The 24,755-nt window shown below is 71.5% G+C and carries 23 protein-coding genes and 1 pseudogene; 9 read left to right on the top strand and 15 right to left on the bottom strand.

Annotated features, from left to right (window positions below):
- The 3 genes and pseudogenes from ACFWGJ_RS22370 to ACFWGJ_RS22360 form a co-directional block, all read right to left on the bottom strand.
- Positions 1 to 322, bottom strand: a pseudogene (locus tag ACFWGJ_RS22370) (sugar ABC transporter permease); the annotation flags it as partial.
- A complete protein-coding gene (locus ACFWGJ_RS22365; RefSeq protein WP_387327184.1) occupies positions 322 to 1,608 on the bottom strand; it encodes an extracellular solute-binding protein in 1,287 nt (428 codons plus the stop codon). The pseudogene ACFWGJ_RS22370 and the gene ACFWGJ_RS22365, both read right to left, overlap by 1 nt.
- A 66-nt stretch (positions 1,609 to 1,674) precedes the next feature.
- Positions 1,675 to 2,748 (bottom strand): carbohydrate kinase family protein, encoded by a 1,074-nt coding sequence (locus ACFWGJ_RS22360; protein WP_387327182.1) that lies wholly within the window; start codon positions 2,746 to 2,748, stop codon positions 1,675 to 1,677.
- A 148-nt stretch (positions 2,749 to 2,896) separates the two neighbouring features.
- Here ACFWGJ_RS22360 and ACFWGJ_RS22355 point away from each other — a divergent pair, with 148 nt between their 5' ends.
- The 4 genes from ACFWGJ_RS22355 (at position 2,897) to ACFWGJ_RS22340 (ending at position 9,589) form a co-directional block, all read left to right on the top strand.
- On the top strand, positions 2,897 to 3,646 hold the full coding sequence (locus ACFWGJ_RS22355) for a DeoR/GlpR family DNA-binding transcription regulator (RefSeq protein WP_387327180.1): 750 nt from the start codon (positions 2,897 to 2,899) through the stop codon (positions 3,644 to 3,646).
- A gap of 439 nt (positions 3,647 to 4,085) precedes the next feature.
- Positions 4,086 to 5,423, top strand: a complete 1,338-nt coding sequence (locus ACFWGJ_RS22350; RefSeq protein ID WP_387327177.1) for a 6-phospho-beta-glucosidase — start codon at positions 4,086 to 4,088, stop codon at positions 5,421 to 5,423.
- 32 nt (positions 5,424 to 5,455) lie between these two features.
- A complete protein-coding gene (locus ACFWGJ_RS22345; RefSeq protein ID WP_387327176.1) occupies positions 5,456 to 8,503 on the top strand; it encodes an alpha-mannosidase in 3,048 nt (1,015 codons plus the stop codon).
- Positions 8,504 to 8,701: 198 nt separating this feature from the next.
- The gene (locus tag ACFWGJ_RS22340; protein ID WP_387327173.1) at positions 8,702 to 9,589 is read left to right on the top strand and encodes a sulfotransferase family protein; all 888 of its coding nucleotides are present in this window, start codon (positions 8,702 to 8,704) and stop codon (positions 9,587 to 9,589) included.
- Positions 9,590 to 9,647: 58 nt separating this feature from the next.
- Here ACFWGJ_RS22340 and ACFWGJ_RS22335 read toward each other — a convergent pair whose 3' ends face one another.
- A complete protein-coding gene (locus ACFWGJ_RS22335; protein WP_387327171.1) occupies positions 9,648 to 10,826 on the bottom strand; it encodes an ATP-grasp domain-containing protein in 1,179 nt (392 codons plus the stop codon).
- Between the two features lie 577 nt (positions 10,827 to 11,403).
- Between ACFWGJ_RS22335 and ACFWGJ_RS22330 the strand changes: the two genes are divergently transcribed.
- Both ACFWGJ_RS22330 and ACFWGJ_RS22325 read left to right on the top strand, forming a co-directional pair.
- Positions 11,404 to 12,309, top strand: a complete 906-nt coding sequence (locus ACFWGJ_RS22330) for a metallophosphoesterase family protein (RefSeq protein ID WP_387327169.1) — start codon at positions 11,404 to 11,406, stop codon at positions 12,307 to 12,309.
- Positions 12,257 to 12,964: a 4'-phosphopantetheinyl transferase gene (locus ACFWGJ_RS22325; RefSeq protein WP_387327167.1), complete on the top strand. Its 708-nt coding sequence runs from the start codon at positions 12,257 to 12,259 to the stop codon at positions 12,962 to 12,964. The genes ACFWGJ_RS22330 and ACFWGJ_RS22325 overlap by 53 nt, the downstream gene beginning before the upstream one ends.
- A gap of 48 nt (positions 12,965 to 13,012) precedes the next feature.
- Here the strand turns inward: ACFWGJ_RS22325 and ACFWGJ_RS22320 are convergent, their stop codons facing one another.
- Entirely contained in the window at positions 13,013 to 13,240 is a 228-nt protein-coding gene (locus ACFWGJ_RS22320; protein ID WP_387327165.1) for a hypothetical protein, read from the bottom strand.
- A gap of 216 nt (positions 13,241 to 13,456) precedes the next feature.
- On the opposite strand from ACFWGJ_RS22320, the gene ACFWGJ_RS22315 reads away from it, so the two are divergent.
- A complete protein-coding gene (locus ACFWGJ_RS22315) occupies positions 13,457 to 14,503 on the top strand; it encodes an alpha/beta fold hydrolase (RefSeq protein WP_387327163.1) in 1,047 nt (348 codons plus the stop codon).
- A 130-nt stretch (positions 14,504 to 14,633) separates the two neighbouring features.
- Here the strand turns inward: ACFWGJ_RS22315 and ACFWGJ_RS22310 are convergent, their stop codons facing one another.
- From ACFWGJ_RS22310 to ACFWGJ_RS22300, 3 genes are read right to left on the bottom strand one after another with little or no spacing between them, the layout of a single operon-like run.
- Entirely contained in the window at positions 14,634 to 15,797 is a 1,164-nt protein-coding gene (locus ACFWGJ_RS22310) for an MAB_1171c family putative transporter (protein WP_387327161.1), read from the bottom strand.
- A gap of 15 nt (positions 15,798 to 15,812) precedes the next feature.
- Positions 15,813 to 16,343 (bottom strand): toxin-antitoxin system, toxin component, encoded by a 531-nt coding sequence (locus ACFWGJ_RS22305; protein WP_387327190.1) that lies wholly within the window; start codon positions 16,341 to 16,343, stop codon positions 15,813 to 15,815.
- 32 nt (positions 16,344 to 16,375) lie between these two features.
- A complete protein-coding gene (locus tag ACFWGJ_RS22300) occupies positions 16,376 to 17,035 on the bottom strand; it encodes a helix-turn-helix transcriptional regulator (protein WP_107020059.1) in 660 nt (219 codons plus the stop codon).
- Positions 17,036 to 17,312: 277 nt separating this feature from the next.
- On the opposite strand from ACFWGJ_RS22300, the gene ACFWGJ_RS22295 reads away from it, so the two are divergent.
- Entirely contained in the window at positions 17,313 to 17,990 is a 678-nt protein-coding gene (locus ACFWGJ_RS22295) for a hypothetical protein (protein WP_387327158.1), read from the top strand.
- Positions 17,991 to 18,059: 69 nt separating this feature from the next.
- Here ACFWGJ_RS22295 and ACFWGJ_RS22290 read toward each other — a convergent pair whose 3' ends face one another.
- Genes ACFWGJ_RS22290 through ACFWGJ_RS22275 form a run of 4 tightly spaced genes read right to left on the bottom strand, consistent with a single transcriptional unit; the run spans position 18,060 to position 21,428 of the window.
- Positions 18,060 to 18,881 (bottom strand): ABC transporter ATP-binding protein, encoded by an 822-nt coding sequence (locus tag ACFWGJ_RS22290; RefSeq protein WP_387327156.1) that lies wholly within the window; start codon positions 18,879 to 18,881, stop codon positions 18,060 to 18,062.
- Positions 18,882 to 18,901: 20 nt separating this feature from the next.
- Complete coding sequence (locus ACFWGJ_RS22285; protein WP_387327188.1) at positions 18,902 to 19,681, bottom strand: ABC transporter permease; 780 nt, start codon at positions 19,679 to 19,681, stop codon at positions 18,902 to 18,904.
- Positions 19,682 to 19,686: 5 nt separating this feature from the next.
- Positions 19,687 to 20,460 (bottom strand): ABC transporter permease, encoded by a 774-nt coding sequence (locus ACFWGJ_RS22280; protein ID WP_387327153.1) that lies wholly within the window; start codon positions 20,458 to 20,460, stop codon positions 19,687 to 19,689.
- Positions 20,457 to 21,428, bottom strand: a complete 972-nt coding sequence (locus ACFWGJ_RS22275) for an ABC transporter substrate-binding protein (RefSeq protein ID WP_387327151.1) — start codon at positions 21,426 to 21,428, stop codon at positions 20,457 to 20,459. The genes ACFWGJ_RS22280 and ACFWGJ_RS22275 overlap by 4 nt, the downstream gene beginning before the upstream one ends.
- Before the next feature lie 206 nt (positions 21,429 to 21,634).
- Here ACFWGJ_RS22275 and ACFWGJ_RS22270 point away from each other — a divergent pair, with 206 nt between their 5' ends.
- On the top strand, positions 21,635 to 22,450 hold the full coding sequence (locus ACFWGJ_RS22270; RefSeq protein WP_387327186.1) for an IclR family transcriptional regulator C-terminal domain-containing protein: 816 nt from the start codon (positions 21,635 to 21,637) through the stop codon (positions 22,448 to 22,450).
- On the opposite strand, the gene ACFWGJ_RS22265 is transcribed toward ACFWGJ_RS22270, so the two are convergent.
- Genes ACFWGJ_RS22265 through ACFWGJ_RS22255 form a run of 3 tightly spaced genes read right to left on the bottom strand, consistent with a single transcriptional unit; the run spans position 22,401 to position 24,603 of the window.
- Positions 22,401 to 23,375 (bottom strand): PDR/VanB family oxidoreductase, encoded by a 975-nt coding sequence (locus ACFWGJ_RS22265; protein WP_387327148.1) that lies wholly within the window; start codon positions 23,373 to 23,375, stop codon positions 22,401 to 22,403. The genes ACFWGJ_RS22270 and ACFWGJ_RS22265 overlap by 50 nt on opposite strands.
- The gene (locus ACFWGJ_RS22260; RefSeq protein WP_387327146.1) at positions 23,372 to 23,542 is read right to left on the bottom strand and encodes a hypothetical protein; all 171 of its coding nucleotides are present in this window, start codon (positions 23,540 to 23,542) and stop codon (positions 23,372 to 23,374) included. Before ACFWGJ_RS22260 ends, ACFWGJ_RS22265 begins: the two co-directional genes overlap by 4 nt.
- Positions 23,539 to 24,603 (bottom strand): Rieske 2Fe-2S domain-containing protein, encoded by a 1,065-nt coding sequence (locus tag ACFWGJ_RS22255; RefSeq protein WP_387327143.1) that lies wholly within the window; start codon positions 24,601 to 24,603, stop codon positions 23,539 to 23,541. The genes ACFWGJ_RS22260 and ACFWGJ_RS22255 overlap by 4 nt, the downstream gene beginning before the upstream one ends.
- Positions 24,604 to 24,755 lie beyond the last annotated feature (152 nt).

Raw genomic sequence — 24,755 nt, 5'->3', positions numbered from 1 at the left:
TCGCGAGGAAGATCATGGGGAAGGTGGCCAGCGCCCAGATGATCAGCGTGTTGCCGATCGAGCTCCAGAAGTCGGTGTCGCTCAGCAGATAGCGGTACTGCGACAGGCCCGCGTACTCCATCGAGCCGAGGCCGTCCCACCGGTGGAACGACAGATAGAGCGAGAAGCCGACCGGGATCAGACCGAAGGCGAGGAAGAGGAGATAGAAGGGGGAGATCGCGGCGTACAGCCGCCAGTAGCTCAGGATGCCCTTCTTGGGCCGGGCCGCGGGCGGCTCGGCGACGGGCGCCGGGGGCTTCTCGACCAGGGGAGCGGTGGCCATCAGTAGCTCACCCCCAGGTGGTCGGCGATACGCCGGCACTTGCTCATGGCGTCCTTCCAGGCGTTCTCGGGGTTCTTGCCGAGGACACCGACGTTCTTGATCTCGTCCCTGATCGGCTGCCCGAGCGCCACGTCGTACGGACTGTTGAAGGCCACCGGGATCTTCTCCGCGGCCGGCCCGTACACGTCCATCGTGATCTGGTCGCCGAAGAACGGGTCGTGCTCCCGCAGCTTCTTCAGCTCGTACGAGGCGGGGGTCGAGGGGAAGAGTCCCGCGTCCATGAAGCCCTGGGCCTGGTTGTCCGCGTTGAGCAGCCAGGTGATGATCTCGAAGGCCTTCTCGGGTTCACGGCAGGCCTTGGTGATCGCGAGGAAGGAGCCGCCGACGTTCGAGGGGCCGCCGGGACAGTTCGCGACCCGCCATCTGCCCTTGGTCTTCGGGTACTGGAGCTTGAGGTCGCCCGCCGCCCACGAGGCGTTGAGCTGGCTGGGCAGCTCGCCGCTCTCGGTGGCCGAGATCGAGTCGGGCGTGCCCGTCACGATGCTCGACGCGAGGCCGCGCCGCTTGGCCTCCACGGCACGGTCCCAGCAGACACGCACATGTTCCTGGTCGCCGATGAAGTGCTTGTCCTTGTCGACGAACCGCTGGGTGCCCTGTCCGATCGACATCTCGAAGACGCTGGTGATGTCGGTCAGGATGAACGCCCCGCGCACCCGCTTCTTGAGCTGCTCACCCGCCGCGAAGAACTGGTCCCAGGTGCCCATCTCCTTGGACACGTCGTCCGGTTCGTACGCGAGCCCGGCCTTCTCGTAGACGGCCGGCTGGTAGTACTGCACGACGGGGCCCACGTCGATGGGGAAGCCGACGAGGCTGCCGTCGGGGGCCACTCCCTGCTGCCACTTCCAGTCCAGGTACTGGCTCTTGAGCTTCTCCGCGCCGAGCGTGCGCAGGTCCACGAACTGGTCGGCGTTCGGCAGGTAGGACGCCATGTCCTCGCCCTTGAGCCCCGCGATGTCGGGGACATGGGCCTGACCGGTCATCGTCGTGATGAGCTTGGAGCGGTAGTAGCCGCCGATCTGGATCGCGTCCAGGTCCACGGCACTGTCGTAACGGGCCTTGGCCTTCTTGACGACGGTGTCGCTCAGGCCGCCGCTCCAGTACCAGAGCACCATGTTCCGGCCCGTCGAGCCGGTCGGTACGGCGCAGCCGGACGCCAGGCCGCCGAGCGCGGTCGCGGCCGTACCGGCCAGTCCCGCGCGGAGCAGGCCCCTTCGTGAGAGCCGCACAGCTCCCACCGCCTTTCGGATGTGTTCGGTCTTCGCATCAGGAGAAACGCATCGGTGAGCCAGGCATCAGAAGGGATGCGTCGCGGGAGATGCGTCGGGGGAGATCGGGGGTGCCGTGGGGGCGGGTGGAGTCACCGGGGCGTGGGGAACCGGAGGGCCGGGATCGACGGGCACACGGTCCGTCAGGAAGCCGTACGCGCGCCGCAGTTCGGGGTTCTTGACGGAGCGCCACCACTGGTGGATGCCGTACCAGCCGGGCGCGGCCAGCGCTCCGCCGTGCCGCTGTACGGAGAGTCCGGCGGCCAGCACCGCGAAGCGCAGCCGCTCCTCCAGGGGCCAGCCCTGGAGCGAGGCCGCGACGAAACTCGCGCCGAAGACGTCTCCGGCACCCGTCGCGTCCAGCACGTCGGTGGCGAGGGCGGGCACGTCGGCGTGCTCGCCCGTGGTCTGGTCGACGGCGATCGCGCCGTCCCGGCCGCGGGTGACCACGGCCACCGGCACCAGCTCGGAGAGCTTGGAGAGCGCGTCGGCCGCGGTGTCGGTGCGGGTGTACGCCATCGCCTCGCCGTCGTTCGGGACGAAGGCGTGGCACAGGGCGAGCTGGTCGAGGAGAGCCGAGGACCACTGCTGGGTGGGGTCCCAGCCGACGTCCGCGTAGATCCTCGTGCCGTTCGCGGCGGCCTTGGCGATCCAGTCGCGGGGTTCGGCCTCGATGTGCACGAGGGCCGTGCGCGCGGCGGGCGGGTCGCCCATCAGCGCGTCCTGCGAGTACGGGGGCTCCTGGCCGTGGGTGACCAGGGCCCGGTCGTGGCCGTACGCGATCGAGACGGTGACCGGGGTGTGCCAGCCGTCCGCCGTACGGGAGAGCGAGAGGTCGATGTGCTCCTGGCCGGCGAGGATCTCACGGCAGTACGCGCCGTAGTAGTCGTCGCCGAACACCGTGGCCAGGGAGGTCGTCAGGCCGTAACGGGCCGCGGCCACCGCCAGGTTGGCGATGCCGCCCGGGCTCGTGCCCATCCCGTCGGTCCAGATCTCCTCGCCGGGGGTCGGCGGTTTGCCCAGACCGGTCAGGACGAGGTCGTAGAAGAGCAGCCCGGTCAGCAGCACATCGGGCCGCGCGTCGGGCCGTGTCTCACCCACGAGCGCATCCTCTCGTCAAAACTCTTCATTTTCGGTGCACCGGATCGTGTTTCGGTGGACAGGATCGTGCGCGTCTCCAGCCGATTTGGCAAGAGTCGAGCAGAACTGAGCATAGAAATGATTGGCAATGACGAGTACTGTTCAGCTCGTGCTGGCAGAGAGACGACATCAACTGATCCTGCGGGCCCTGCGCTCCGGCGGCCCCGCGGCCGTGACCGACCTCTCGGAGCAGCTCGGCGTGAGCCCCGCCACCGTCCGGCGCGACCTGCTCAAGCTGGAGGAGGAGGGCCTGCTCACCCGCGTGCACGGCGGAGCGGTCGCCGAGGAGGGCGACCAGCCCTTCGCCGAGGTCGCCGAGGTGCGCGTGGCCGAGAAGGACGCCATAGCGGCGCGCGCGGCGGCCCTCGTCGAGGACGGCCAGTCCGTGCTGCTCGACATCGGCACCACCGCCTACCGGCTGGCCCGGCAGCTGCACGGCCGCCGGATCACCGTGATCACCAGCAACCTCGTGGTCTACGAGGAGCTGGTGGACGACGAGGCCATCGAGCTGGTGCTGCTCGGCGGCATGGTCCGCCGCGAGTACCGCTCGCTGGTCGGCTTCCTCACCGAGGACAATCTGCGCCAGCTGCATGCGGACTGGCTGTTCCTGGGAACGAGCGGAGTACGGCCGGGAGGGCAGGTGATGGACACGACCGTCGTCGAGGTGCCGGTGAAGCGCGCCATGATCAAGGCGGCCGACCGGGTCGTCCTGCTCGCCGACCGCGCCAAGTTCCCGGGGACGGGCATGGCGAAGGTCTGCGGGCCCGAGGACCTGGACGTCGTGGTGACCAACGCACCGGCGGACACCGGGACGCGCGCCGCCCTGGAAGAGGCGGGCGTACGCGTGGTGCTCACGTGAGCGGCGCGCGGGAGGGGGTGACGGGGCCCGGCGCACGGGAGGGCTCGACGGGCCCCGGCGCACGGCAGGGGTCGAGGGGCCCCGGCGTGCGCGGGAACCGGGCGGCGGGTTCCGGGGCCGCGATGGCACCGGCGGCTCCCGGGGCGCCCAAGGCGCCGGCGGCTTTTGAGGTACTGATGGCACCGGCGGTCCCCGGCGTGCGCGGGAACCGAACGGCGGGCTCCGGGGCCGCGATGACAGCGGCGGCTCCGGGGGCGCCGGTGGCCCCCATCGTGCGCGGGAATGCGACGGCGGGCTCCGGGACCGCGATGGCACCGGCGGCACCCATGGCACCGGTGGCTCCGGCGGCCCCTGCGACACCGGCGGCCCCGGCGGCCCCCGCCGCCCCGCCACCCCCGTCGACCCTGATGACCCCGAGGAACAGCGAAAGGGCAGTTGCGTGAAGCTGACGATTCTGGGCGGCGGCGGATTCCGCGTGCCGCTCGTGTACGGGGCGCTCCTGGGCGACCGCGGTGAGGGCCGCGTCACCGACGTCGTCCTGCACGACCTGGACCAGGGGCGGCTCTCCGCCGTCGCCCGCGTCCTCGCCGAGCAGGCGGCGGCGCACCCGGACGCGCCGTCCGTGACCGCCACCACGGATCTCGACGAGGCGCTGCGCGGCGCCGACTTCATCTTCTCCGCGATCCGCGTCGGCGGCCTCGAAGGCCGCGCCGCCGACGAGCGGGTCGCCCTCGACCAGGGCGTCCTCGGCCAGGAGACCGTCGGCGCCGGAGGCATCGCCTACGGCCTGCGCACGGTGCCCGTGGCCGTCGACATCGCCCGGCGGGTCGCCCGCCTCGCGCCCGACGCCTGGCTGATCAACTTCACCAACCCGGCCGGCCTGGTCACCGAGGCCATGTCCCACCACCTGGGCGACCGCGTCATCGGCATCTGCGACTCCCCGGTCGGCCTCGGCCGCCGCATCGCCCGGGTGCTGGGCGCCAACCCGCGCGAGGCCTGGATCGACTACGTCGGCCTCAACCACCTCGGCTGGGTCCGCGGACTCCACGTCGCCGGCCGCGACGAACTGCCGCGGCTGCTCGCCGACACGGACCTGCTCGGCTCCTTCGAGGAGGGCAAGCTCTTCGGCACCGACTGGCTCCAGTCGCTCGGCGCCATCCCGAACGAGTACCTGCACTACTACTACTTCAACCGCGAGGCCGTCCGCGCCTACAGCCAGGCCGAGAAGACGCGCGGCGCGTTCCTGCGCGACCAGCAGGCCCACTTCTACGAGGAGATGAGCCGCCCGGACAGCGCCGCCCTCACCGCCTGGGACCGTACGCGGGCCGAGCGCGAGGCCACGTACATGTCCGAGAACCGGGAGACGGCCGGCGCGGGCGAGCGCGACGCCGACGACCTCTCCGGCGGCTACGAGAAGGTGGCGCTCGCCCTGATGCGGGCCATCGCCCGCGACGAGCGGACCACGCTCATCCTCAACGTCCGCAACCAGGGCACCCTCGCGGCGCTCGACGCGGACGCCGTCATCGAAGTGCCCTGCCTGGTGGACGCCAACGGCGCGCACCCGGTCGCGGTCGCCCCGCTGCCCGGCCACGCCACCGGTCTGGTGTGCGCGGTGAAGGCCGTGGAGCGGGAGGTGCTGGCCGCCGCCGGGTCGGGATCGCGCGCCACGGCCGTGAAGGCCTTCGCGCTGCATCCGCTGGTCGACTCGGTGAATGTGGCCCGCAACCTGGTGGACGGGTACACCGCGGTCCATCCTGGTCTCGCCTACCTCAAGTAAGCGCTTTCCCCGCTCGTTACCTGGAGACTTTCATGCACGACGAACGCCGGCGAATCGAGGAGCGCGTCCAGCGCCTTCACGACCAGCGCATCAAGGCCGCGATCTACGCCGCCGCCGTGCCCTTCGAGATCGAGGCATGGCAGGCCCCGGGGGAGCCCGTCCCCTTCGAGGAGGCCGCGTCCGCCCCGTACGCGCCCTTCGCGATGGGCACCCCGTGGGGCCCGCCCTGGGGGACGACCTGGTTCCGGATGCGCGGGCAGGTGCCGGCCGAGTGGGCGGGCCGGCGCGTCGAGGCCGTCATCGACCTCGGCTTCGTCGGCGACTGGCCCGGCAACCAGGCCGAGGCACTCGTCCACCTCACCGACGGCACCCCGCTGAAGGCGGTCAACCCGCTCAACCAGTACGTGGCCATCGCCAACCCCGCCGTCGGCGGCGAGGAGATCGACTACCTGGTCGAGGCGGCCTCCAACCCGGACATCCTCGCCGACGACTTCTCGAAGATCACGCCGATGGGCGACATCCGCACCGCGGGCGACAAGCCCCTCTACACCTTCCGGCGCGCGGACATCGCCGTCCTCGACGAGGAGGTCTGGCACCTCGACCTCGACATCCAGGTCCTGCGCGAGCTGATGCTGGAACTGGGCGAGCACGACCCCCGCCGGCACGAGATCACCCACGCCCTGGACCGGGCCCTGGACCTGCTGGACCTCGACGACGTCGCCGGTTCGGCCGCCGACGTACGGGCCGCGCTGAAGCCCGCGCTGTCCAGGCCCGCCAACGCCAGCGCCCACGTCGTCTCCGGCGTCGGCCACGCGCACATCGACTCCGCCTGGCTCTGGCCGATCCGCGAGACCAAGCGCAAGACGTCCCGCACCTTCTCGAACGTCACCTCGCTCGCCGACGAGTACGAGGACTTCATCTTCGCCTGCTCGCAGGCCCAGCAGTACGAGTGGGTGCGCGACAACTACCCGAAGGTCTGGGCCCGCATCCAGGAGTCCGTCAAGAAGGGCCAGTGGGCGCCGGTCGGCGGCATGTGGGTGGAGGCCGACGGCAACCTGCCCGGCGGCGAGGCCGTCGCCCGCCAGTTCGTCCACGGCAAGCGGTTCTTCATGGAGCACTTCGGCGTCGAGACCAAGGGCGTGTGGCTGCCGGACTCCTTCGGCTACACCGCGTCCTACCCGCAGCTCGCCAAACTGGCGGGCAACGAGTGGTTCCTGACCCAGAAGATCTCCTGGAACCAGACCAACAAGTTCCCGCACCACACCTTCTGGTGGGAGGGCATCGACGGCACGCGGATCTTCACGCACTTCCCGCCCGTCGACACCTACAACGCCCGCTTCAGCGGCGAGGAGATGGCCCGCGCCACCAACAACTACCAGGAGAAGGGCGTCGGCACCCGCTCGCTGGCCCCCTTCGGCTGGGGCGACGGCGGCGGCGGCCCCACCCGCGAGATCATGGAGCGGGCGCGCCGCCTCGCCGACCTGGAGGGCTCGCCCAAGGTCGTCGTCGAGCACCCCGACGACTTCTTCGCCAAGGCCCGCGCGGAGTACCCCGACGCCCCGGTCTGGGTCGGCGAGCTGTACCTGGAGCTGCACCGGGCCACCTACACCTCGCAGGCCCGCACCAAGCAGGGCAACCGCCGCAGCGAGCACAAGCTCCGCGAGGCCGAGCTGTGGGCCACCACGGCCGCGCTGCACGCGCCCGGCTACGCCTACCCGCACGACAGGCTCGACCGGCTCTGGAAGACGGTCCTGCTCCACCAGTTCCACGACATCCTGCCGGGCTCCTCGATCGCCTGGGTGCACCGCGAGGCGGAGGCCGAGTACGCGCGCGTCGCCGAGGAGGTCGAGGCACTGACCGCCGAGGCGGTCACCGTGCTCGGCACGGGCGGCCCTCGCGTCTTCAACACGAGCCCCGTCGAGCGCCGGGAGGTCGTACGGACCGCCGACGGCGCCCTCGCCCACACGGTCGTCCCGGCGAACGGCAGCGCGCCCCTCGGCACGGGTGCGGCGCCCGAGCCCGTGACGGTCACCGGCCGCGTCCTCGACAACGGCCTGGTCCGCGTCGAGATCGCCGAGGACGGCACCCTGTCCTCCGTACGCGACCTGCGCGCCGGCGGCCGTGAGGTCCTCGCGGACAAGGGCAACCTGCTCCGCCTCCACACCGACCTCCCCAACTACTGGGACGCCTGGGACGTCGACAAGCACTACAAGAACCGCTACACGGACCTGCTGGACACCGAGTACGTGACGGTCGTCGAGGACGACCCGCTGCTCGGGGCGATCCGTGTCGAGCGCTCCTTCGGCAATGGCTCGCGCATCACGCAGACCATCAGCCTGCGCGCCGGCAGCCCCCGGATCGACTTCGAGACGGACATCGACTGGCACGAGGCCGAGAAGTTCCTCAAGGCGGGCTTCCCGGTGGACATCCGGGCGGCGCACTCGTCCGCCGAGATCGCCTTCGGCCACATCCAGCGGCCCACGCACACCAACACCACCTGGGAGTCGGCCCGCTTCGAGGTCTCCGGCCACCGCTGGGTCCACCTCGGCGAACCCGGCTACGGCGTCGCGGTCATCAACGACTCCACGTACGGCCACGACGTCTCCCGCACGGTGCGTGAGGACGGGGGTACGACGACCACGGTCCGGCTCAGCCTGGTCCGCGCCCCGCGCATCCCGGACCCGGCGGCCGACCAGGGCAGGCACCACTTCACCTACGCGCTGCTGCCCGGCGCGACCATCGAGGACGCGGTCGCCGAGGGCTACTCCCTCAACCTGCCGCTGCGGGTGGCGGACTCGGCGGGCACCCCCGGACCGGTCGTCTCCGTCGAGGGCGAGGGCGTCACCATCGAGGCCGTCAAGCTCGCCGACGACGCCTCGGGCGATGTCGTCGTACGCCTCTACGAGTCCCGCGGCGGCCGGGCGCAGGGCACCCTGCGCACGAGCTTCCCGCTGGCCGGGGCCCAGATCACCGACCTCCTGGAGCGCCCGCTGTCGACGGCGGACACGGACGGCAACGGCGTGCCCGTCATCCTGCGCCCCTTCGAGATCCGGACGCTGCGCCTGGCCGTGGGGAAGTGAGGGACACGCTCATGCGGAAGCGGTGACCCCGATTCCCATGAACAATTAAGGAAGCGGTAGGAGAGCTGGTCAGGGCCGGTCACGGTGGGGTCGCGGTGGATGCGCGGCCCGCCGTGACCCGTCCCCTTTCCCCGCGCGACACCTGCGGTTCGCTCGGCGCCCCTGTGATGAGGCGCGTCACGAGAGAAAGGTGTCACCGTGCGAGACCCGCGCATGTCCGCGATCGGCAAGGGGCTTCGGCGCCGCGGCAGACTGATGGCCCAGGCGGTCAGTCCTCCCCGCCGGAACCTCGACGCCCTGCCCGCGCCCCGCGACGCCGAGGGCTCCCCGGCCGGGGACGCCTATGTGGCGCCCCGCGCCCCGCGGCTGGTGGACTCGCCGGTCTTCGTCCTGTCCTGCGTCCGCTCGGGCTCGACCCTCCTGCGGGTCCTGCTGAACAGCCACAGCAGCATCCGCGCCCCGCACGAGATGCATCTGCGGACCCTGCACGTCCATCTGTCCCGCGACTTCACCGCCGACGCCATGCGGGCGCTGGAGCTGGACAAGGAGGAGCTGGAGCACACGCTGTGGGACCGGGTGCTGCACCTGGAACTCGCCCGCTCCGGCAAGCGGATCATCGTCGACAAGACCCCGCCCAACACCCTCATCTGGCCGCGCCTGCACCGATGTTGGCCCAACGCCCGCTACATCGTGCTGCTGCGCCACCCCGGCGCCGTGGTCGCCTCCCTCACCGACCGCCGCACCGACCCCGACCCCGAACAGATCCGCGCCGAGGTCCTGGACTACGGCGTCCGGCTGGACGAGGCCCGCCGCACCCTCGACGCCCATGTGATGACGTACGAGGACCTCACCGCCGATCCGGAGCGGGCCACGCGCGGGCTGTGCGCGTACCTGGACGTGCCCTGGGAGAGCGCGATGCTCGACTACGGGAAGCAGGACCACGGCACGTTCCGGCCCCAGCTCGGCGACTGGAGCCCCACCATCAGGTCGGGCCGCGTCCAGCCGGCCCGCCCGGCCGACCCGCAGGCCGAACTGCCGCCGCGGCTGGCCGAGTTGGCAAAAGCGTGGGGGTACCCGGCCGGCTGACCGGACACCCCCTGAACCGCAGGCTGCTCCGGCTGATCCCGGAGCGGTCGCCGACCGGTCAGACGGTCAGGGGACTGTCCGAGGACTGCGAGGCCTGAGCCGAACGAGTCGCCTTCGCCGAGTGGGGAGTGCGGCCCGTCTGCGCCTCGGTGACGGCCTCCGGCGCCGACACGTGGGCGGGCAGGTCCAGGTCCGTGTGCTGCTCCGGCGCCGACACGGGACGCACCGCGCGCGGCCCCGAGACCACCGCGTAGTCCGAACCGAGGAACGGCGGGACGACGTCACCCGGCTCCTCGCCGAGCGCGAGGCGCACGGCGGCCCACGGCGCGTTGATCCCGCACTGCGAGAGCTGGTGCAGACCGCCCGCGGGGCGCGTGTTCACGTCCATGAGGACCGGCTCGTCACCGAGCATCCGGAACTGGATGTTCGTCAGGTAGTGCAGCCCGAAGCCCTCCGCGAGGGCCCGCGCGGGCTCGATGAACGACGGGTCGAGCGTGAAGCCGCGCCGCCGCCCGTTCTTCGTCCGGCCGACCGCCATCCGCACCCGTCCGTCCGGGCCGGTGAGGCAGTCCACGGACACCTCGGGCTCGCCCAGAAGGGGCATGACAAGCCAGTCCACGGGCTCGTCCGCCTGCTGCAGCGCCTGGACGACCAGGTCCAGCGGCATGTACGGGCTGGGGAAACCGCTCAGGTGCAGGAGCGAGAAGGGGGTACGCGTGATGATGCGGAAGCCGACGCCACCCGCTCCGGAGGCGGGCTTGAAGCATGCCTTGTGACCGGCGGCCTCCAGCTCGTCGACCGCCGCGATCAGCTCGTCGGCGGTGCGCACCCGCCGCCACGGAGGCGTGGGCACGCCGAGCTTCTCGACTGCCTCGTACGCGACGACCTTGTCCTGGAAGGTGTGCACGGCCTCGGCGGGCGGCGCGAGCAGCGCGGTGCCGACCGCGGCGAACTCCTCGCGGTGCTCCGCCAGGGCGGTCTGGTGCAGGACGGGCACGAACACGTCGATCGCGTTCCGGGCGCACTGGTCGAGCGCGTACTCGACGTACGCGGCCGGGGACAGCCCCTCCGGCTCCATCGCGGCGATGTCCGCGGCGGCCAGGATCGGGGAGTCGGGGTCGCCGTGGGTGGCGTGGATCTCGACCGCGCGGCCACACGGATTTCGCCGCAGCTGATCCATGAAGAACACGTTCTCCGCGTACGTGCGGTTGAGCCAGACGCGTACGCGAGAGACCATGCAGGCCGCCTTTCAGGTTTGCGGGCACGTCAAATCAGGCCGTGCTCGGCAAGAGGTTGAGTGGGTACACAAAACCGCCGTTCGAAAACGGGAGTTCGTGGCGGTTGTGTATGGCCGATCATAGGGGTTCCTGAGCAGTGCTGCTGCTACGGGCGTGTTACGGAATCACCCGCGCGCTCCGCCGCACGGGCCCGTCCGACGGGCCCGCCGGGGCTCGCCCGGCAGGTCAGAGGCCCTGCGCCGCACAGTCGCGGAGCGGTCGCCGCAGGGCGCGCCCGGATGCCCGCCGGTGCTCCATATCACCGTCGTCCGATCGTCGGATCGGGTGACGGACCGATCGGCGGCGGGTGCGGGCCCGTGTCCGGCGACCGCGCGCAGCGCTCGGGCGCCGCCCGCGCGGGCGTGCCGCGGTGCGCGACGGAGCGGGGTCCGCACGGCACCCCGGCGGGGTACCCGGCGCCTCGTCGGCCGGGGCCGAACCCCGCACGCGGTCGCTCTTGTACGGCGCCGTGCGCGTGTGTTCTTGTGTTCTCATCCGGGCGCCCGCGAGGCGTCCCGGCACGGGGAGGGGGCGAGGGTGACGACGGCTGACCGTCAGGGCCGGCTGCTGGCCATCAGCGACCTGCACATCGGATACGCCGAGAACCGCGCCCTCGTCGAGGAGATGCGCCCCGAGACCGACGACGACTGGCTCCTGGTGGCCGGCGACGTCGCGGAGACGGTGGCCGACATCCGCTGGGCCCTCGAAACGCTCAGCCGGCGCTTCAAGAAGGTGATCTGGGCACCGGGCAACCACGAACTGTGGACCCACCCCAAGGACACCGTCACTCTGCGCGGAGTCGCCCGCTACGAGTACCTCGTGCGGCTCTGCCGCGAGCTGGGCGTGGTCACCCCTGAGGACCCCTACCCCGTGTGGGAGGGCCCCGAAGGACCGGTCGTTGTGGCCCCCCTCTTCCTCCTCTACGACTACTCGTTTCTGCCCGCGGGCTGCGCCACCAAGGAAGAGGGCCTCGCGTACGCCCACGGCACCGGCATCGTCTGCACCGACGAGCACGTGCTGCACCCCGACCCGTACCCCAGCCGCGAGGCCTGGTGCCGCGCCCGGGTGGCCGAGACCGGACGCAGGCTCGCGGAGATCCCCGACGGGCTGCCCACGGTGCTCGTGAACCACTACCCGCTGGACCGGCACCCCACGGACGTCCTCTGGTACCCGGAGTTCGCCATGTGGTGCGGCACCCGGCTCACCGCGGACTGGCACCGCACCCACCGCGTGGCCGTCATGGTCTACGGCCATCTGCACATTCCCCGCACCACCTGGCTCGACGGCGTCCGCTTCGAAGAGGTGTCGGTGGGCTACCCCCGCGAGTGGCGCAAGCGCTCGGAACCGCCGGGCAAGCTGCGCCGCATTCTGCCGATGGAGGTCGGATCCGGTGATCGAGGAACTGCTCCCGGAGTCGGTCGTGGCCGTGGAGGCACACGCTGACGACCACGCCGAGGGCACCGGGGCCCCGACGCCGTACCCCGAGCTGTATCCCGAGGAAGAGGCGCTGATCGCGCGCGCCGTCGAGAAGCGGCGCCGCGAGTTCACCGTGGTCCGCGGGTGCGCCAGGCGTGCCATGGAGAAGCTCGGCGTGCCCCCGCAGGCCGTCGTCAGCGGCGACCGGGGAGCCCCGCGCTGGCCCGCCGGGCTGATCGGCAGCATGACGCACTGCGAGGGCTACGCCGCCGCCGCACTGGCCCGGGCCACCGACCTGGCCTCCCTCGGCATCGACGCGGAACCCCATCTGCCGCTCCCCGCCGACGTGCTGCCCTCGGTGGCGCTGCCCGAGGAGGTCCGGCGGCTGGACGAACTGGCCGCGGACCACCCGCGGATCCACTGGGACCGGCTCCTGTTCAGCGCCAAGGAGTCGGTCTACAAGGCGTGGTTCCCCCTCACCGGCAAGTGGCTCGACTTCTCGGAGGCCGACATCGAGGTCTTCATGGATCCCGGACACACCACGTCCGGCGGCCTGAGCGCCGGACTCCTCGTGCCGGGGCCGGTGGTGGACGGCCGTCGCATCGGCCGCTTCGAAGGACGGTGGACGGTGAGCCGGGGACTCGTGGCGACCTCGGTGACCGTGCCGCACGGGCAGGACTGAGCGCGGCTCCGCCCGGCGACGGGCGGCCCAGGGGCTGACGGTGGTTCATCAGACCTCCGGGCACCAGGTGTGCAGCAGGCGGAAGAACGCCTCCTCGTTGCCCTCAAGGCCCGCCGCGGCCAGTGCGCGCTCCGCCTCCGCGAGGGCCGAGGGCGGCACGACGACCGGGCGCCCCGCACCGGACGGGGCGTCCATCGCGGCTCGGACGGTCTGCAGCAGGCGCAGATAGGCCTGCACGGCGGTGCGTTCGTGATCGGTCAGTACGGCTGTCGGCATCGGACGGCTCTCCCGGTTCGGCTCGGCTTCCGCTCTTCGGTCCTGCTCGCGCCGCCGCACAGCGGTGGCGCTGGGTCCAGCTTGCCGTCCGCCACTGACAATGCCCTTTCCGTACGTGTTCGTTCGCCCGGTTAGCCGAGGGGAAACCTCGCGGAAACCCCTTGTCGGACAAGGGGCTTACGCTGGAACGCAGGCCCGGAGAGGGGAGACGAGCCGGTGGTCCACACCCCACGACGGCGCCCGCGCGAGGCCGTGCGGCTGCGACCGGTGGGCGACGGCGAACTGCGGCTGCGTCACCACGTGGTGCACGGCTACCGCCGCGCCTACCGCATGGCCGGCGAGGGCCCCGCCCTCGTCCTCATCCACGGCATCGGCGACTCCTCCGCGACCTGGGCCGGGATCATCCCCGGTCTGGCCCGCACCCATACGGTGATCGCGCCCGACCTGCTGGGCCACGGCGCCTCCGACAAGCCACGGGCCGACTACTCGGTGGCCGCCTACGCCAACGGTCTGCGCGATCTGCTCGCCACGCTCGGCGTCGAACGGGCCACGCTGGTCGGGCACTCGTTCGGCGGCGGTGTCGCCATGCAGTTCGCCTACCAGTTCCCCGAGCGCACCGAGCGGCTGATCCTGGTCGGCGCGGGAGGCGTGGGCCGCGAGGTGAACCCCGTACTGCGGGCGGTGTCCCTGCCCGGGGCGCATCTCGCGCTGGCCGCGCTGCGGCTGCCCGGCATGGCGTTCCAGGCCCGGCTGTTCGCCCACCTGATGCGGCTGTTCGACACCGATCTCGGGCAGGACGCGCCCGAGTTGCTCACCCTCGTGGACGCGCTGCCCGACGCGACCTCGCGCAGCGCGTTCATCCGCACCCTGCGGGCGGTCGTCGACTGGCGCGGCCAGGTGGTGACCATGCTCGACCGCTGCTACCTCACCGAGGGCATGCCCACGCTGCTGGTGTGGGGCGACCGCGACGGAGTGGTGCCCGTGCGGCACGCATACGGGGCGCACGAGGCGATGCCGGGGAGCCGGCTGGAGATCTTCGAGGGCGCCGGGCACTTTCCGTTCCACGCGGAGCCGGTGCGGTTCCTCGCGCTCGTGCGGGAGTTCGTCGCAGGGACCAGTCCTGCCGACTGGAGTCGTGAGCGGTGGGGTGCGCTGTTGCGGGACGGGCGGCCCGGTGTCGAGACGGGGTCCCGGGCGGACGTGGTGCGCGGTCGTGCGCGCGAGCGGGATCTGCGGGCGGCCAGCGAGCGGAGTGCGACCTGATGCCCGGGGGCCTTGGGCCGTGTGTCGACCGCGGGTGCGTCGGGGCCGGGCGCGCAGTTCCCCGCGCCCCTCGAAGGGGCTGCGCCGCCTTCGAGGAAGGGCTGCGCCCGGCTGAGAGGGTGTCTCGGCCTCAGGGGGCGGTTCCGGTGCGGGTGGCCCGCACCACCGGGGAGTGGTGCAGGGCCTGGGACACGCGTACGAGATCGCGGGGGGTCTCGGCGGGCTCCGCCGGGGCCGGGGGCTCGGGGAGTCCACCCTCCGGGGCGGCGGTGCGGGCCCGGACCGCCGCCGCCACCATCGCCGCGTCCGCCTCGGCGCGGGCCTGGGCGGGGTCGGAGCCCGTCGCGAGGGCCGCGGCATGCGCACGGGCCCGTAACCCGGTGTCGTAGTACGGGTGGAGGCTCAGCAGGCCGTCGTGGATGTCCGACTCCCGCTGGGTGACCTGGAGTTCGGCGGGGGACCACCAGGACATCCGGGCCGCGCGGCCCGCGTACGGCGTCACCGGAGCCAGTTCCCGCCACAACGGCCCCAGACGGCGGTACGTGCACCACGTCGACCAGGTGGCGCCGGCCCGCTGGCAGGCCAGCGGAAGACAGAAGCCGACCGCGCTGATCTGCGCCCCGGCGGAGGCGAGCACCGGAGCCACGTCGGTGCTGAGGTGGTCGAGGTTCCCGCCGTTCCAGCGCGCCACCACCGCGGTGAACTTGGCGGTCAGATAGGCGATGTTGCACACATAGCCCGCCACGATGATCAGCAGTCCGGCCCGCAGCCGGCCGTGCACCTGGAGCGCCCAGCGACCGCACATCACGTTCATCGCGACACCCGCCACGGCCAGCGCGCCGAGATAGAGCACGATCATCTCGCGGACGAACGGCTCGTCGGCGTAGTACGTGTCGAAGTCCCGCAGCCGCTCGACCGGGGTGTCACCGAGGGCGAACAGCGCGACCAGCGCCACGACCACGACGCCGTACCCGGTGATCCAGCGCCGGGACATCCGCCGGGTCCGCTCGGGCGGGCCACCGCGCCAGTTGACGATCAGTACCAGACAGGCCGCACTGAACGCGCTCAGCAGACAGTAGACGAGCGGCGCGGAGACGTTCGTGACGCCGACGGCGTCGTTGACCTCGGCGATGGTCGGCGGCGCCGCGAAGAAGAACACCAGCCCCGTCAGCGCCAGCAGCCAGCACACCGACCGCAGCAGCGGATCGCGCCAGGAGCGCAGCAGCGAAGGGGACTTGACGGCCAGGACGGCCGCCATGGCGACGGCGGGCAGGTAGTAACTGGACCCGTCCACGGTGTACCGGCGCTCTCAGTCCTGCGGCCCGCGGTAGCCCAGGGACGCCTCGATGCGGCCCGCGAGACCCTCACGCCGTACGGGCCCGCGCGCGCCCGGACCGGCCAGCCACCCCCGGCACCTGCTCGCCAGCAGCAGCCCGAAGCTCTCGGCGTCCTTCTCGTCGGCCAGGTCGAAGCGGGTACGCGCCGCCACCCTGCGGACGGTCGCCCGCAGATCGGCGTCGTCCGACAGCAGCCGGGCGGCGACGGCCGCGCCCTCGACATGGTGGCCGCGGTGGCCCGCGCTCATGTGCCACAGCTCGTGGCCGAGGATCACCAGCTGGTGGTCGGGCGCGGTGCGCTCCTCCACGACCACGAGGTCCCAGTCCGCCATGTCGAGCCAGAGCCCGCTGGCGGTGCCCGGCGGGAAGGGGGCCGTACGGAAGCGGACCGGCCTGCCGCGCCTGCTGCTCATGGCCTCGCACAGCGCCGCGTACAGCTCCCCGGGTTCCGCGGGCGCCGGGAGCGACAGCGCGTCGACCAGCTCGCCGCACAGACGGCGCATCTCCCTTCCGACACCCACGGCAGTCCCCCGGATCACGACTCGGGCCGCTTGACGCTCTCCAGGAGCATGTCCAGCCACTCGGCGACCTTGTCCCGGTGCTGATCGGTGGGCAGCTGCGCGGCCCGCCAGGCGATGCCGCGGACCCCGTGGTCCTGCAGCAGCCGCTCCAGGGGGTCGTCCGCGATCGCCGGGTCCGCCTGCCGCTCCCGGTCGGCGAGCCGCTGGAGCAGATCCTGCTCGGTGCGCTGCAGGGCGCCGACGAGTGCCTCGGGGTCCTCGGCGGACAGGAAACCGGCGTGGACGCGGAAGAAGCGCTGGATGGCGTCGCAGTGCTCCATGGTCGGGCGCCGGTCGCCGTTGATGAGCGCGCCCGCCTGCTGACGCGACATGCCCGCGCCGTCGGCGATCTCCTGCTGGGTGTACCGGCGGCCGTTGGGCTTCAGACGGGTGCGGCGCAGCAGGTCGAGGCGCTGCAGGAACCGGGCCTGGAGGTCGGGCTCGCCCGCCGACCGGCCGTTCAGCAGGGACGCGACCACGACCTCGGGGACCCCCGACGCGGCGGACAGCCGGCGGACGTCGAACACCTCGCTGTGCGGTGTGCCGAGCCGGTCCGCCAGACCGGCGACCCGGGCCACGACGGCCGGCAGCAGACCCGTCGCCGTGGCGCCCGGAACCTCGAAGCCATCCGTCACCGACAGTTCTCCTACGTCTCAATCGACCGAACGCTGTGGGGGAACCGGACCCCGCGGACGTGAAGTCCCTGTGGGGATCCGTGTTGTGCAGCGTGAACTGCCCGAAGACCGGAGAGTAGCCCTTTGGTCGAACTCGCATCCAGGTCTCGCCACAACTGTGGCGGGATTCAGCCGTCAACGGGCGCCAAATGCCACGATAGTTGACACCGCTCCGACCGGGGTAGCAGGATCACGACGCCGCGTGAAGCCCGCATAGGCAAGAGGGGTGGACCTCCCGATGGCATACCAGGCAGGAGGGCCCCGGCCGCAGCCGCGGCCCGTCCCCGACAGTCTTGAGGCCCAGGCGTACCTCCAGGACTACGCAGCACTTCTGGACGCCGTCACCTTTCCGTCCGTCGTCGTCGACCACCGCTGGGACGTCGTCCTCGCCAACGACGCGTTCGAGACACTTTTCCGCGCGGTCGGCCCGCACCCCACCGCCATGCCCGGCGACAACTTCCTCCGGTTCGTCCTCTTCCACCCGGACGCGGGCACGGTCCTCGCCGAGCACGAGTCGAGCTGGTGCCTGCCGATGCTGGCGCACTTCGCCGCCGCCGTGGAGCGGCACGGCCACGACCACGGACTCCAGTCGATCCTGCGGGACATCGCCCAGGACCCGATCATGGACGCCGCCTACCGGCACGGCCTGCCGCACTGGATCCGCTCGGTGGGCCGGCACGCCGTCGAGCACGACGGGGCGGTACGGCCGCTGCTGCACCCCGATCCGCGGTGGGGGAGCACCTGCCGGATCGTCGGCGAGACCCCCAAGACCCTGCGCGACATGGGGTACACACGGCTGACACTGGTCCTGCGCGAGGCCCGCCGCCCGGAACCGGCGAAGCGCCGGACGAGCAGACCCGGCCGCGGGCGGCGCGCGGCGGGCCACCTCAGCGTGGTGCCCGCCACCGAGGCATGAGGACCTTCACCGGCCGCAGGTGACACGTGCGTACGCCGTCTGCCGGGACCCACGGGGGTCTGCTGGGGCTCACTGGGGCGGAGGTGTGTCGGTGAGGTCCTTCACCAGCCGGTCGGCGACCGGGGTGCCACGCTTCGCCGCCTGGATCTGCTCGTACACATGGGTGCGCAGTTCGGCGAAGCGCGGGGCCACGCGGGTGTGCAACTGGTTCCGGTCGACGGGCAGATCGACCTTCAGCTGCTCCTGGACGACGGTCGGGGAGGAGGACAGGATCAGCACCCGCTCGCCGAGATAGACGGCCTCGTCGATGTCGTGCGTCACGAACAGGATCGTGATGCCCCGCTGCCGCCACAGCCCGCGGACCAGATCCTCCAGATCGGCCCGGGTCTGGGCGTCCACCGCCGCGAACGGCTCGTCCATCAGCAGCACGTGAGGCTCGTACGCCAGGGCGCGGGCGATGGCCACCCGCTGCTGCATCCCGCCGGACAGCTGCCACGGGTACGCGCCCGCCGCGTCCAGGAGGCCGACGGAGGCCAGTGCGTCGGCGACCAGCTCACGCCGCCTGGCAGCCGTCAGCTTCTTCTGCTTGAGAGGCAGTTCGACGTTCTCGCGCACCCGCATCCAGGGGAACAGACTGCGCCCGTACTCCTGGAAGACGACCGCCATGTCCGGCGGCGGCCCCGTCACCCGACGGCCCCCGACCAGCACCTCGCCCGCCGTGGGGGCGAGCAGGCCGCCCACGCACTTCAGCAGGGTCGTCTTGCCGCAGCCGGACGGCCCGACCAGGCAGACCAGTTCACCGGCGTCCACGGTGAAGGTGAGGTCGCGCACCGCCTCCACCCGCCGGCCCGATCCCTCGTAGACCTTCTGCAGGCCGCGTACGTCGAGCATGGACCGCCCTTTCGCGAGGTTCACGACGACCGCCGGGAGGCGTCGCGCGCACCGTGGTACCAGCCGAGCGCACGACGCTCGACGAGCCGGAAGACAACCGACAGGACGAACCCGAGCAGCCCGAGCAGCAGGATCCCGGTCCACATGTCGGGGATGGCGAAGCCGCGCTGGAACTGGACGATGGTGAAGCCGAGCCCGTTGCTGGCGGCGAACATCTCGCTGATGACCATCAGGATGATCCCGATGGACAGGGCCTGGCGCAGCCCCGCGAAGATCTGCGGGCTCGCCGCGGGCAGCACCAGGTGCCGCAGCCGCGCCACGCCCTTGATGCCGTAGGAGCGGGCCGTCTCGGACATCACCGAATCGACCGCCCGGACGCCTTCGACGGTGTTGAGCAGGATCGGCCAGACGCAGCCGCTCGCGATCACCACGACCTTCATCGTGTCGCCGATGCCCGCGAACAGCATGATGACCGGGACGAGCACGGGCGGCGGCACCGCCCGCAGGAATTCGAGGACCGGCTCGCACACCGCCCGCACCCGGCGGTACGAGCCGATCACCGTGCCCAGCGCCACACCCGCGACGGCCGCGCACGCGTAACCGGCGCTCAGCCGCAGCACACTGGGCAGGACGTCCTCGCGCAGCCGCTCGCCGGTCCACACGTCCGGGAACGTGCTGAGGATGGTGCGCAGCGGCGGCCAGTAGATGTCCGTGCTGCCGTCCGACGCGTACCACCACGCCACGACGAGCAGCGCGGGCAGCGCCAGCACGAGGAGCAGCCGCAGCAGGACGCGTTCCAGGCGGTTCACACCGCCACCTCCCCGCGTACGGACTGGTGCCAGGCCAGCGCCCGCCGCTCGACGGTCCGCGCGCCCACGTTGATGAGCAGTCCCAGCAGACCGGTGACCACCACCAGCGCGTACATCTCCGGTACCGCCTGCGAGGTCTGCGCGACGGCGATCCGCGCCCCCAACCCCGGTGCGCCGATGACGAGTTCGGCCGTCACGGCGAGGATCAGCGCCACCGCCGCGGCCAGCCGCACCCCCGTCATGACGTACGGCAGGGCCGTGGGCCACAGCACATGGCGGACCCGCGCCCAGGTGCCGAGGCCGTACGAGCGGGCGGTCTCCTCGGCGACCGGGTCCACGTCCTGGACGCCGTACATGACCTGCACGAGGACCTGCCAGAAGGACGCGTAGACGACCAGCAGGAGCACCGAGCGCAGTTCGGTGCCGTACAGCAGCACGGCGAGCGGGATCAGCGCCACCGACGGGATCGGGCGCAGGAACTCGATCGTCGAGGCGGTCGCCTCCCGCAGGTACGGCGTCACCGAGATCAGGACGCCCGCGACGATGCCCGCGCCCACCGCGATCACGAGCCCGATCGCCCAGCCGGTGAGGGTGTCCCCGAGCGCGGTCCAGAACGCGTCGTCGGACAGCTCGCCGGTGAGCGCGTCGGCGATGCGGCTGGTCGGCGGGAAGTACTCCTCGTCGACCAGCCCGAGCCGCGGCACCGCCTCGCCGAGGGCGAGGAAGGCGGCGAGCCCGCAGGCGCCCAGCAGGGCGTTGGCGCCCCTCACGGAAGGAGCTTGTCCAGGTCCGGCTCCTTCTCGAACAGGCCGTCCTGCTGCCCGAGTTCGGCCAGCCTCTCGATGGAGCGACGGTCCGGCTCGGCGGGCCACCGCGGCAGGACCAGCGACTCCACCAGCGGCTTCGGGATCTTCGTGTACGTGCTGATGATCTCGCGGACCTCCTGCGGGTGCTTGTCCGCGTACTCCAGGGACTCGACGGTCGCCGCCTCGAACTTCTTCACCATCTCCGGGTTCTTCTGCACGTAATCCTGCGAGGAGAAGAACATGGCCACGGTGAGGTCCGGGGACACGTCGACGAAGAGCGACGCGATGGACGTGCCGCCCTGGGCCTTGATGCTCGCGAGCGCCGGCTCCACGACACAGGCCGCGTCCACCTGACCGCCTTCGAGCGCGGCCGGCATCTGGTCGAAGGGCATCTCCACGAACTTCACCTTGGACGGGTCGCCGCCGTCCTTGCGGACCGACTCCCGGGTCGAGGTGTCACAGATGTTGTTGAGCGTGTTGGCCGCGACCTTCTTGCCCTCCACGTCCTTGGCGGACTTGAGGGGGCTGCCCTTCTTCACGGCCAGCTCCGCGAAGTCGGCCCCCTGCTTGCCGGTGGACGCGACACCGTTCACCACGGCCTTGACCGGCACGTTCTTGGACTGCGCCACCAGCAGGGACGTCATGTTGCTGAAGCCGAAGTCGAACTGGCCCGAGACCACACCGGGCACGATCGCCGCCCCGCCCTGCGCGCTCGTCAGGGACAGCTTGATGCCGCGCTCGCTGTAGAAGCCCTTCTTCTGGCCCAGGTACAGCGGGGCGACGTCGATGATGGGGATGACGCCGACCTTGACCGTGGTGGTACCGCCGGACGCCTTGTCCTTGTCGTCCGACCCGGGGGAGTCGGACGAACCGCAGGCCGTCGCGGCGGCGAACAGGGCGCCGGTCACGAGGCCGATGAGCAGACGACGCATCACTCCCCCTACTGAAACGATCGGGACAGTTCTTCGACAGGCTGTGCGCAGACCGCACAGAAGTGCTCAGCGGGAACGTAGAACCTGGCCGTGGAACAGGTCAATGCTCCTGACACGCAAGGTCGTTGACAGTTGCCGAAGTGTGCTCCTAGCGTGCGCAGAGCGCACCCTCGTGCGTCCCGTGCGTGCGTCCCGTGGAGGCGATGATGCCTGCTGGAGCCCGCGAACCGCATTTCGTCCGTTCCTTCGAGCGTGGCCTCGCGGTCATCCGCGCCTTCGACGCCGACCATCCGGAGCTCACGCTCAGCGAGGTGGCGCGGATCACCGACCTGACCCGCGCGGCGGCCCGGCGCTTCCTGCTGACCCTCTTCGACCTGGGATACGTGGAGACGGACGGCCGGATGTTCCGGCTCACCCCGCGCGTCCTGGAACTCGGATACTCCTACCTGTCCAGTTTCACCCTGCCGGAGATCGCCGAGCCGCATCTGGAACAACTCGTCGCGCAGATAAGGGAGTCGTCGTCCCTGTGTGTCCTCGACGGAGACGACATCGTGTACGTCGCCCGCGTACCGACGCACCGCATCATGACCGCGACCATCACCGTCGGCAGCCGCTTTCCGGCCCATGTCACCTCGGTGGGACGGGTGTTGCTCGCGCAGCTGCCCGACGAGGAGATCGACACCCGGCTGTCCCGCGCGGACCTGAGCCCCCTGACGGCCCGCACGATCGTCTCGGGCGAACTGCTGCGCACCGAACTGCGCCGGGTACGCCGCCAGGGGTACGCGATCGTCGACCAGGAACTGGAGGAGGGCCTGCGCTCGGTCGCCGTCCCGGTGCGCGACCGGGACGGCGAGGTGGTGGCGGCCGTCAACGTCCCCGTGCACGCCAGCCGCAACTCGGTGGAGTCCGTGCGCCGTGACCTGCTGCCCCATCTGCTGGCCACGGTCGCCCGGATCGAGGCGGACCTGCGGATCACAGGTCGAGCACGAGGCGCTTCCCGAGGCACCGGGACACACAGATGAGCATGGTCTCGCCGGCCGCCCGCTCCTCGGCGGTGAGCACCGAGTCCCGGTGGTCGGGCGTGCCGTCGAGGACGTCCGTCTCGCAGGTCCCGCAGGTGCCCTCGGTGCACGAGAAGAGCACCTCGACGCCCGCCGCGCGCACGGTGTCGAGCACGGTGGTGTCGGCGGGCACGGTGAGGGTACGCCCCGACCGCTCCAGCACGACGTCGAACTCGGCCTCGGTGGAGTCGGCCTGAGTGGCCGTCACACCTACGTCCCCGGGCTGGAAGCGCTCGACGTGCAGGGTGCCGCCCGGCCACCCCGCACACCGCTCCTCCACGGCGTCCAGCAGCGGAGCCGGGCCGCAGCAGTAGACGAGCGTGTCCGGCCGTGGGGTACCGCCGAGCGCGCCGGCGAGATCGAGCAGCCCGTACTCGTCCTGCGGAAAGACCCGCACGCGGCCTCCGTACGGCTTCAACTCCTGCGTGAACGCCATGGAGTCACGGGTCCGCCCGCCGTACAGCAGGGTCCAGTCGGCGCCCGCCGCCTCGGCCGCGGCCAGCATCGGCAGGATCGGGGTGATGCCGATGCCGCCCGCGACGAAGAGGTAGCGCGGTGACGGCTTCAGGGCGAAGTGGTTACGGGGCCCGCGCACCCGGACCGTGTCGCCCTCGCGCAACCGCCCGTGGACATGGGCGGATCCGCCGCGTCCCCCGGGCTCCCGCAGCACCGCGACACGCCACTCGCGCCGGTCGGCGGGATCGCCGCACAGGGAGTACTGCCGCTCCAGATCCGGCCCGAGGACCACGTCGATGTGGGCGCCCGCCTCCCAGCCGGGCAGCTCCTCGCCGAGCGGATGGCGAAGGGTGAGGGCGAGCACGCCGTCGGCGGCCACGTCCCGCCGCGAGACGACGAGTTCGGCTTCCCAGGCTTCGTACGAGCTCATGAGCGGTGCCCCTCGGGCGTGTGTCCTTCGGGGTGGCCGAGCATCCACTCCCACATCGCGACGGGGTCCTCGGAGGTGTGCTCGGCCCCGCAGTGACAGGTGCCGTGGAGCACGTCGGTGCCCGGCAGCCAGTCGATGCGGTAGACCTCACCGGTGGAACCGCTCACAGGACCTTCTCCACGGGCTTGTCGCCCTCCTCGACCAGCCGGGCGAGGATACGGCGGGCGGCCAGACCACCGGTGTCGATGTTGATGCTCAGCTCCTGGTAGCCGCCGCGCTCGGTGCCGAGCGTGCGCTGCAGCAGGTTGAGCGCGTCGACGTCCTGCATCACGACCGTGTGGTTGTTGGCCCGCAGGAACTCGGTCACCTCGGCGTCCTCGGTCGCCCAGTCGCGCGAGACCATCCAGAAGTCGTACACCTTGCCCTCGGCGGACGGGGTGATGGCGTACGTGATCTCCGTGTGGAAGCCGTTCGGGTCGCTGCCGTCCGGTTCGGGCACGACCCCGACCGGCGCGATGCGGCTGTGCAGCAGATACAGACAGGGCGCGTGGTACTCGATGTCCTGCCAGCGGGTGATCCGCCCCTTGATACCGGTCGACTTGGCATAGAAGGGCGGGCACGCGGCGTCGGCCATGCGCCGGCTGACCCGCACGATGCCGGCGCCCTCGTCCACCTCGGTGGTGATGGGCGTCTCGGCGACCTCGGGGGTGCCGATGTAACCGCCGTGCAGATACGTCTCGTGGGACAGGTCGAGGAGGTTGTCGACGAGCAGCCCGTAGTCGGCGTCGATCGGCTCCATCCCGCTGACGGTGACCCAGCCGGGGGAGTCGAGATGCCTGGCCCGGGGTATGACCTCCGGGTCGGCGAGGGCGGGATCGCCGATCCACACCCAGATGAGGGCGTCCTGCTCGACCACCGGGTAGGCGGCCACGCGGGCGGTCCGGGGAACCCGTTTCTGACCGGGCACGTACACGCACGCACCCGTCGTGTCGTACGTGAACCCGTGGTACCCGCAGACGATCCGGTCGCCGTCGAGCCCGCTGGCGGACAGCGGATAGCGCCGGTGCACACACCGGTCGTGCAGGGCGACGGGCCGGCCGTCGTCCTCGGTCCGGTAGAGGACGAGCGGCTCCCCGAGCACGGTCCGCCCGAGCAACTCCCGCCCGATCTCATGGGCGTAGGCGGCTACGTACCACTGGTTCCTGGCGAAGGCGGTGGTGTGCGGCATCTTCGGCGCTCCCGTCTCTGATGGGTGGTGGCATCGTCGAGGAGAGCGTCAGCGGGCCGCAATGCCCCTTCCGTCTCGCGGAAGTCCGCGTGTGGGGGCGCCCGGAACGGTACGCCGTGCGAAACGGCTCCGCCCTCCCGGTGGGAGGGCGG

Source organism: Streptomyces sp. NPDC060205, assembly GCF_042728395.1.
Classification (GTDB): Bacteria; Actinomycetota; Actinomycetes; order Streptomycetales; family Streptomycetaceae; genus Streptomyces.
This window is presented reverse-complemented; position numbering and strand designations above follow the sequence as displayed.

Coding starts and splice junctions, on each gene's coding strand:
- ACFWGJ_RS22295 (WP_387327158.1), top strand. CDS start 17,313: ATGGCATACCAGGCAGGAGGGCCCCGGCCGCAGCCGCGGCCCGTCCCC.
- ACFWGJ_RS22265 (WP_387327148.1), bottom strand. CDS start 23,375: ATGAGCTCGTACGAAGCCTGGGAAGCCGAACTCGTCGTCTCGCGGCGG.
- ACFWGJ_RS22305 (WP_387327190.1), bottom strand. CDS start 16,343: ATGCGCCGTCTGTGCGGCGAGCTGGTCGACGCGCTGTCGCTCCCGGCG.
- ACFWGJ_RS22320 (WP_387327165.1), bottom strand. CDS start 13,240: ATGCCGACAGCCGTACTGACCGATCACGAACGCACCGCCGTGCAGGCC.
- ACFWGJ_RS22270 (WP_387327186.1), top strand. CDS start 21,635: ATGCCTGCTGGAGCCCGCGAACCGCATTTCGTCCGTTCCTTCGAGCGT.
- ACFWGJ_RS22290 (WP_387327156.1), bottom strand. CDS start 18,881: ATGCTCGACGTACGCGGCCTGCAGAAGGTCTACGAGGGATCGGGCCGG.
- ACFWGJ_RS22335 (WP_387327171.1), bottom strand. CDS start 10,826: ATGGTCTCTCGCGTACGCGTCTGGCTCAACCGCACGTACGCGGAGAAC.
- ACFWGJ_RS22275 (WP_387327151.1), bottom strand. CDS start 21,428: ATGCGTCGTCTGCTCATCGGCCTCGTGACCGGCGCCCTGTTCGCCGCC.
- ACFWGJ_RS22255 (WP_387327143.1), bottom strand. CDS start 24,603: ATGCCGCACACCACCGCCTTCGCCAGGAACCAGTGGTACGTAGCCGCC.
- ACFWGJ_RS22345 (WP_387327176.1), top strand. CDS start 5,456: ATGCACGACGAACGCCGGCGAATCGAGGAGCGCGTCCAGCGCCTTCAC.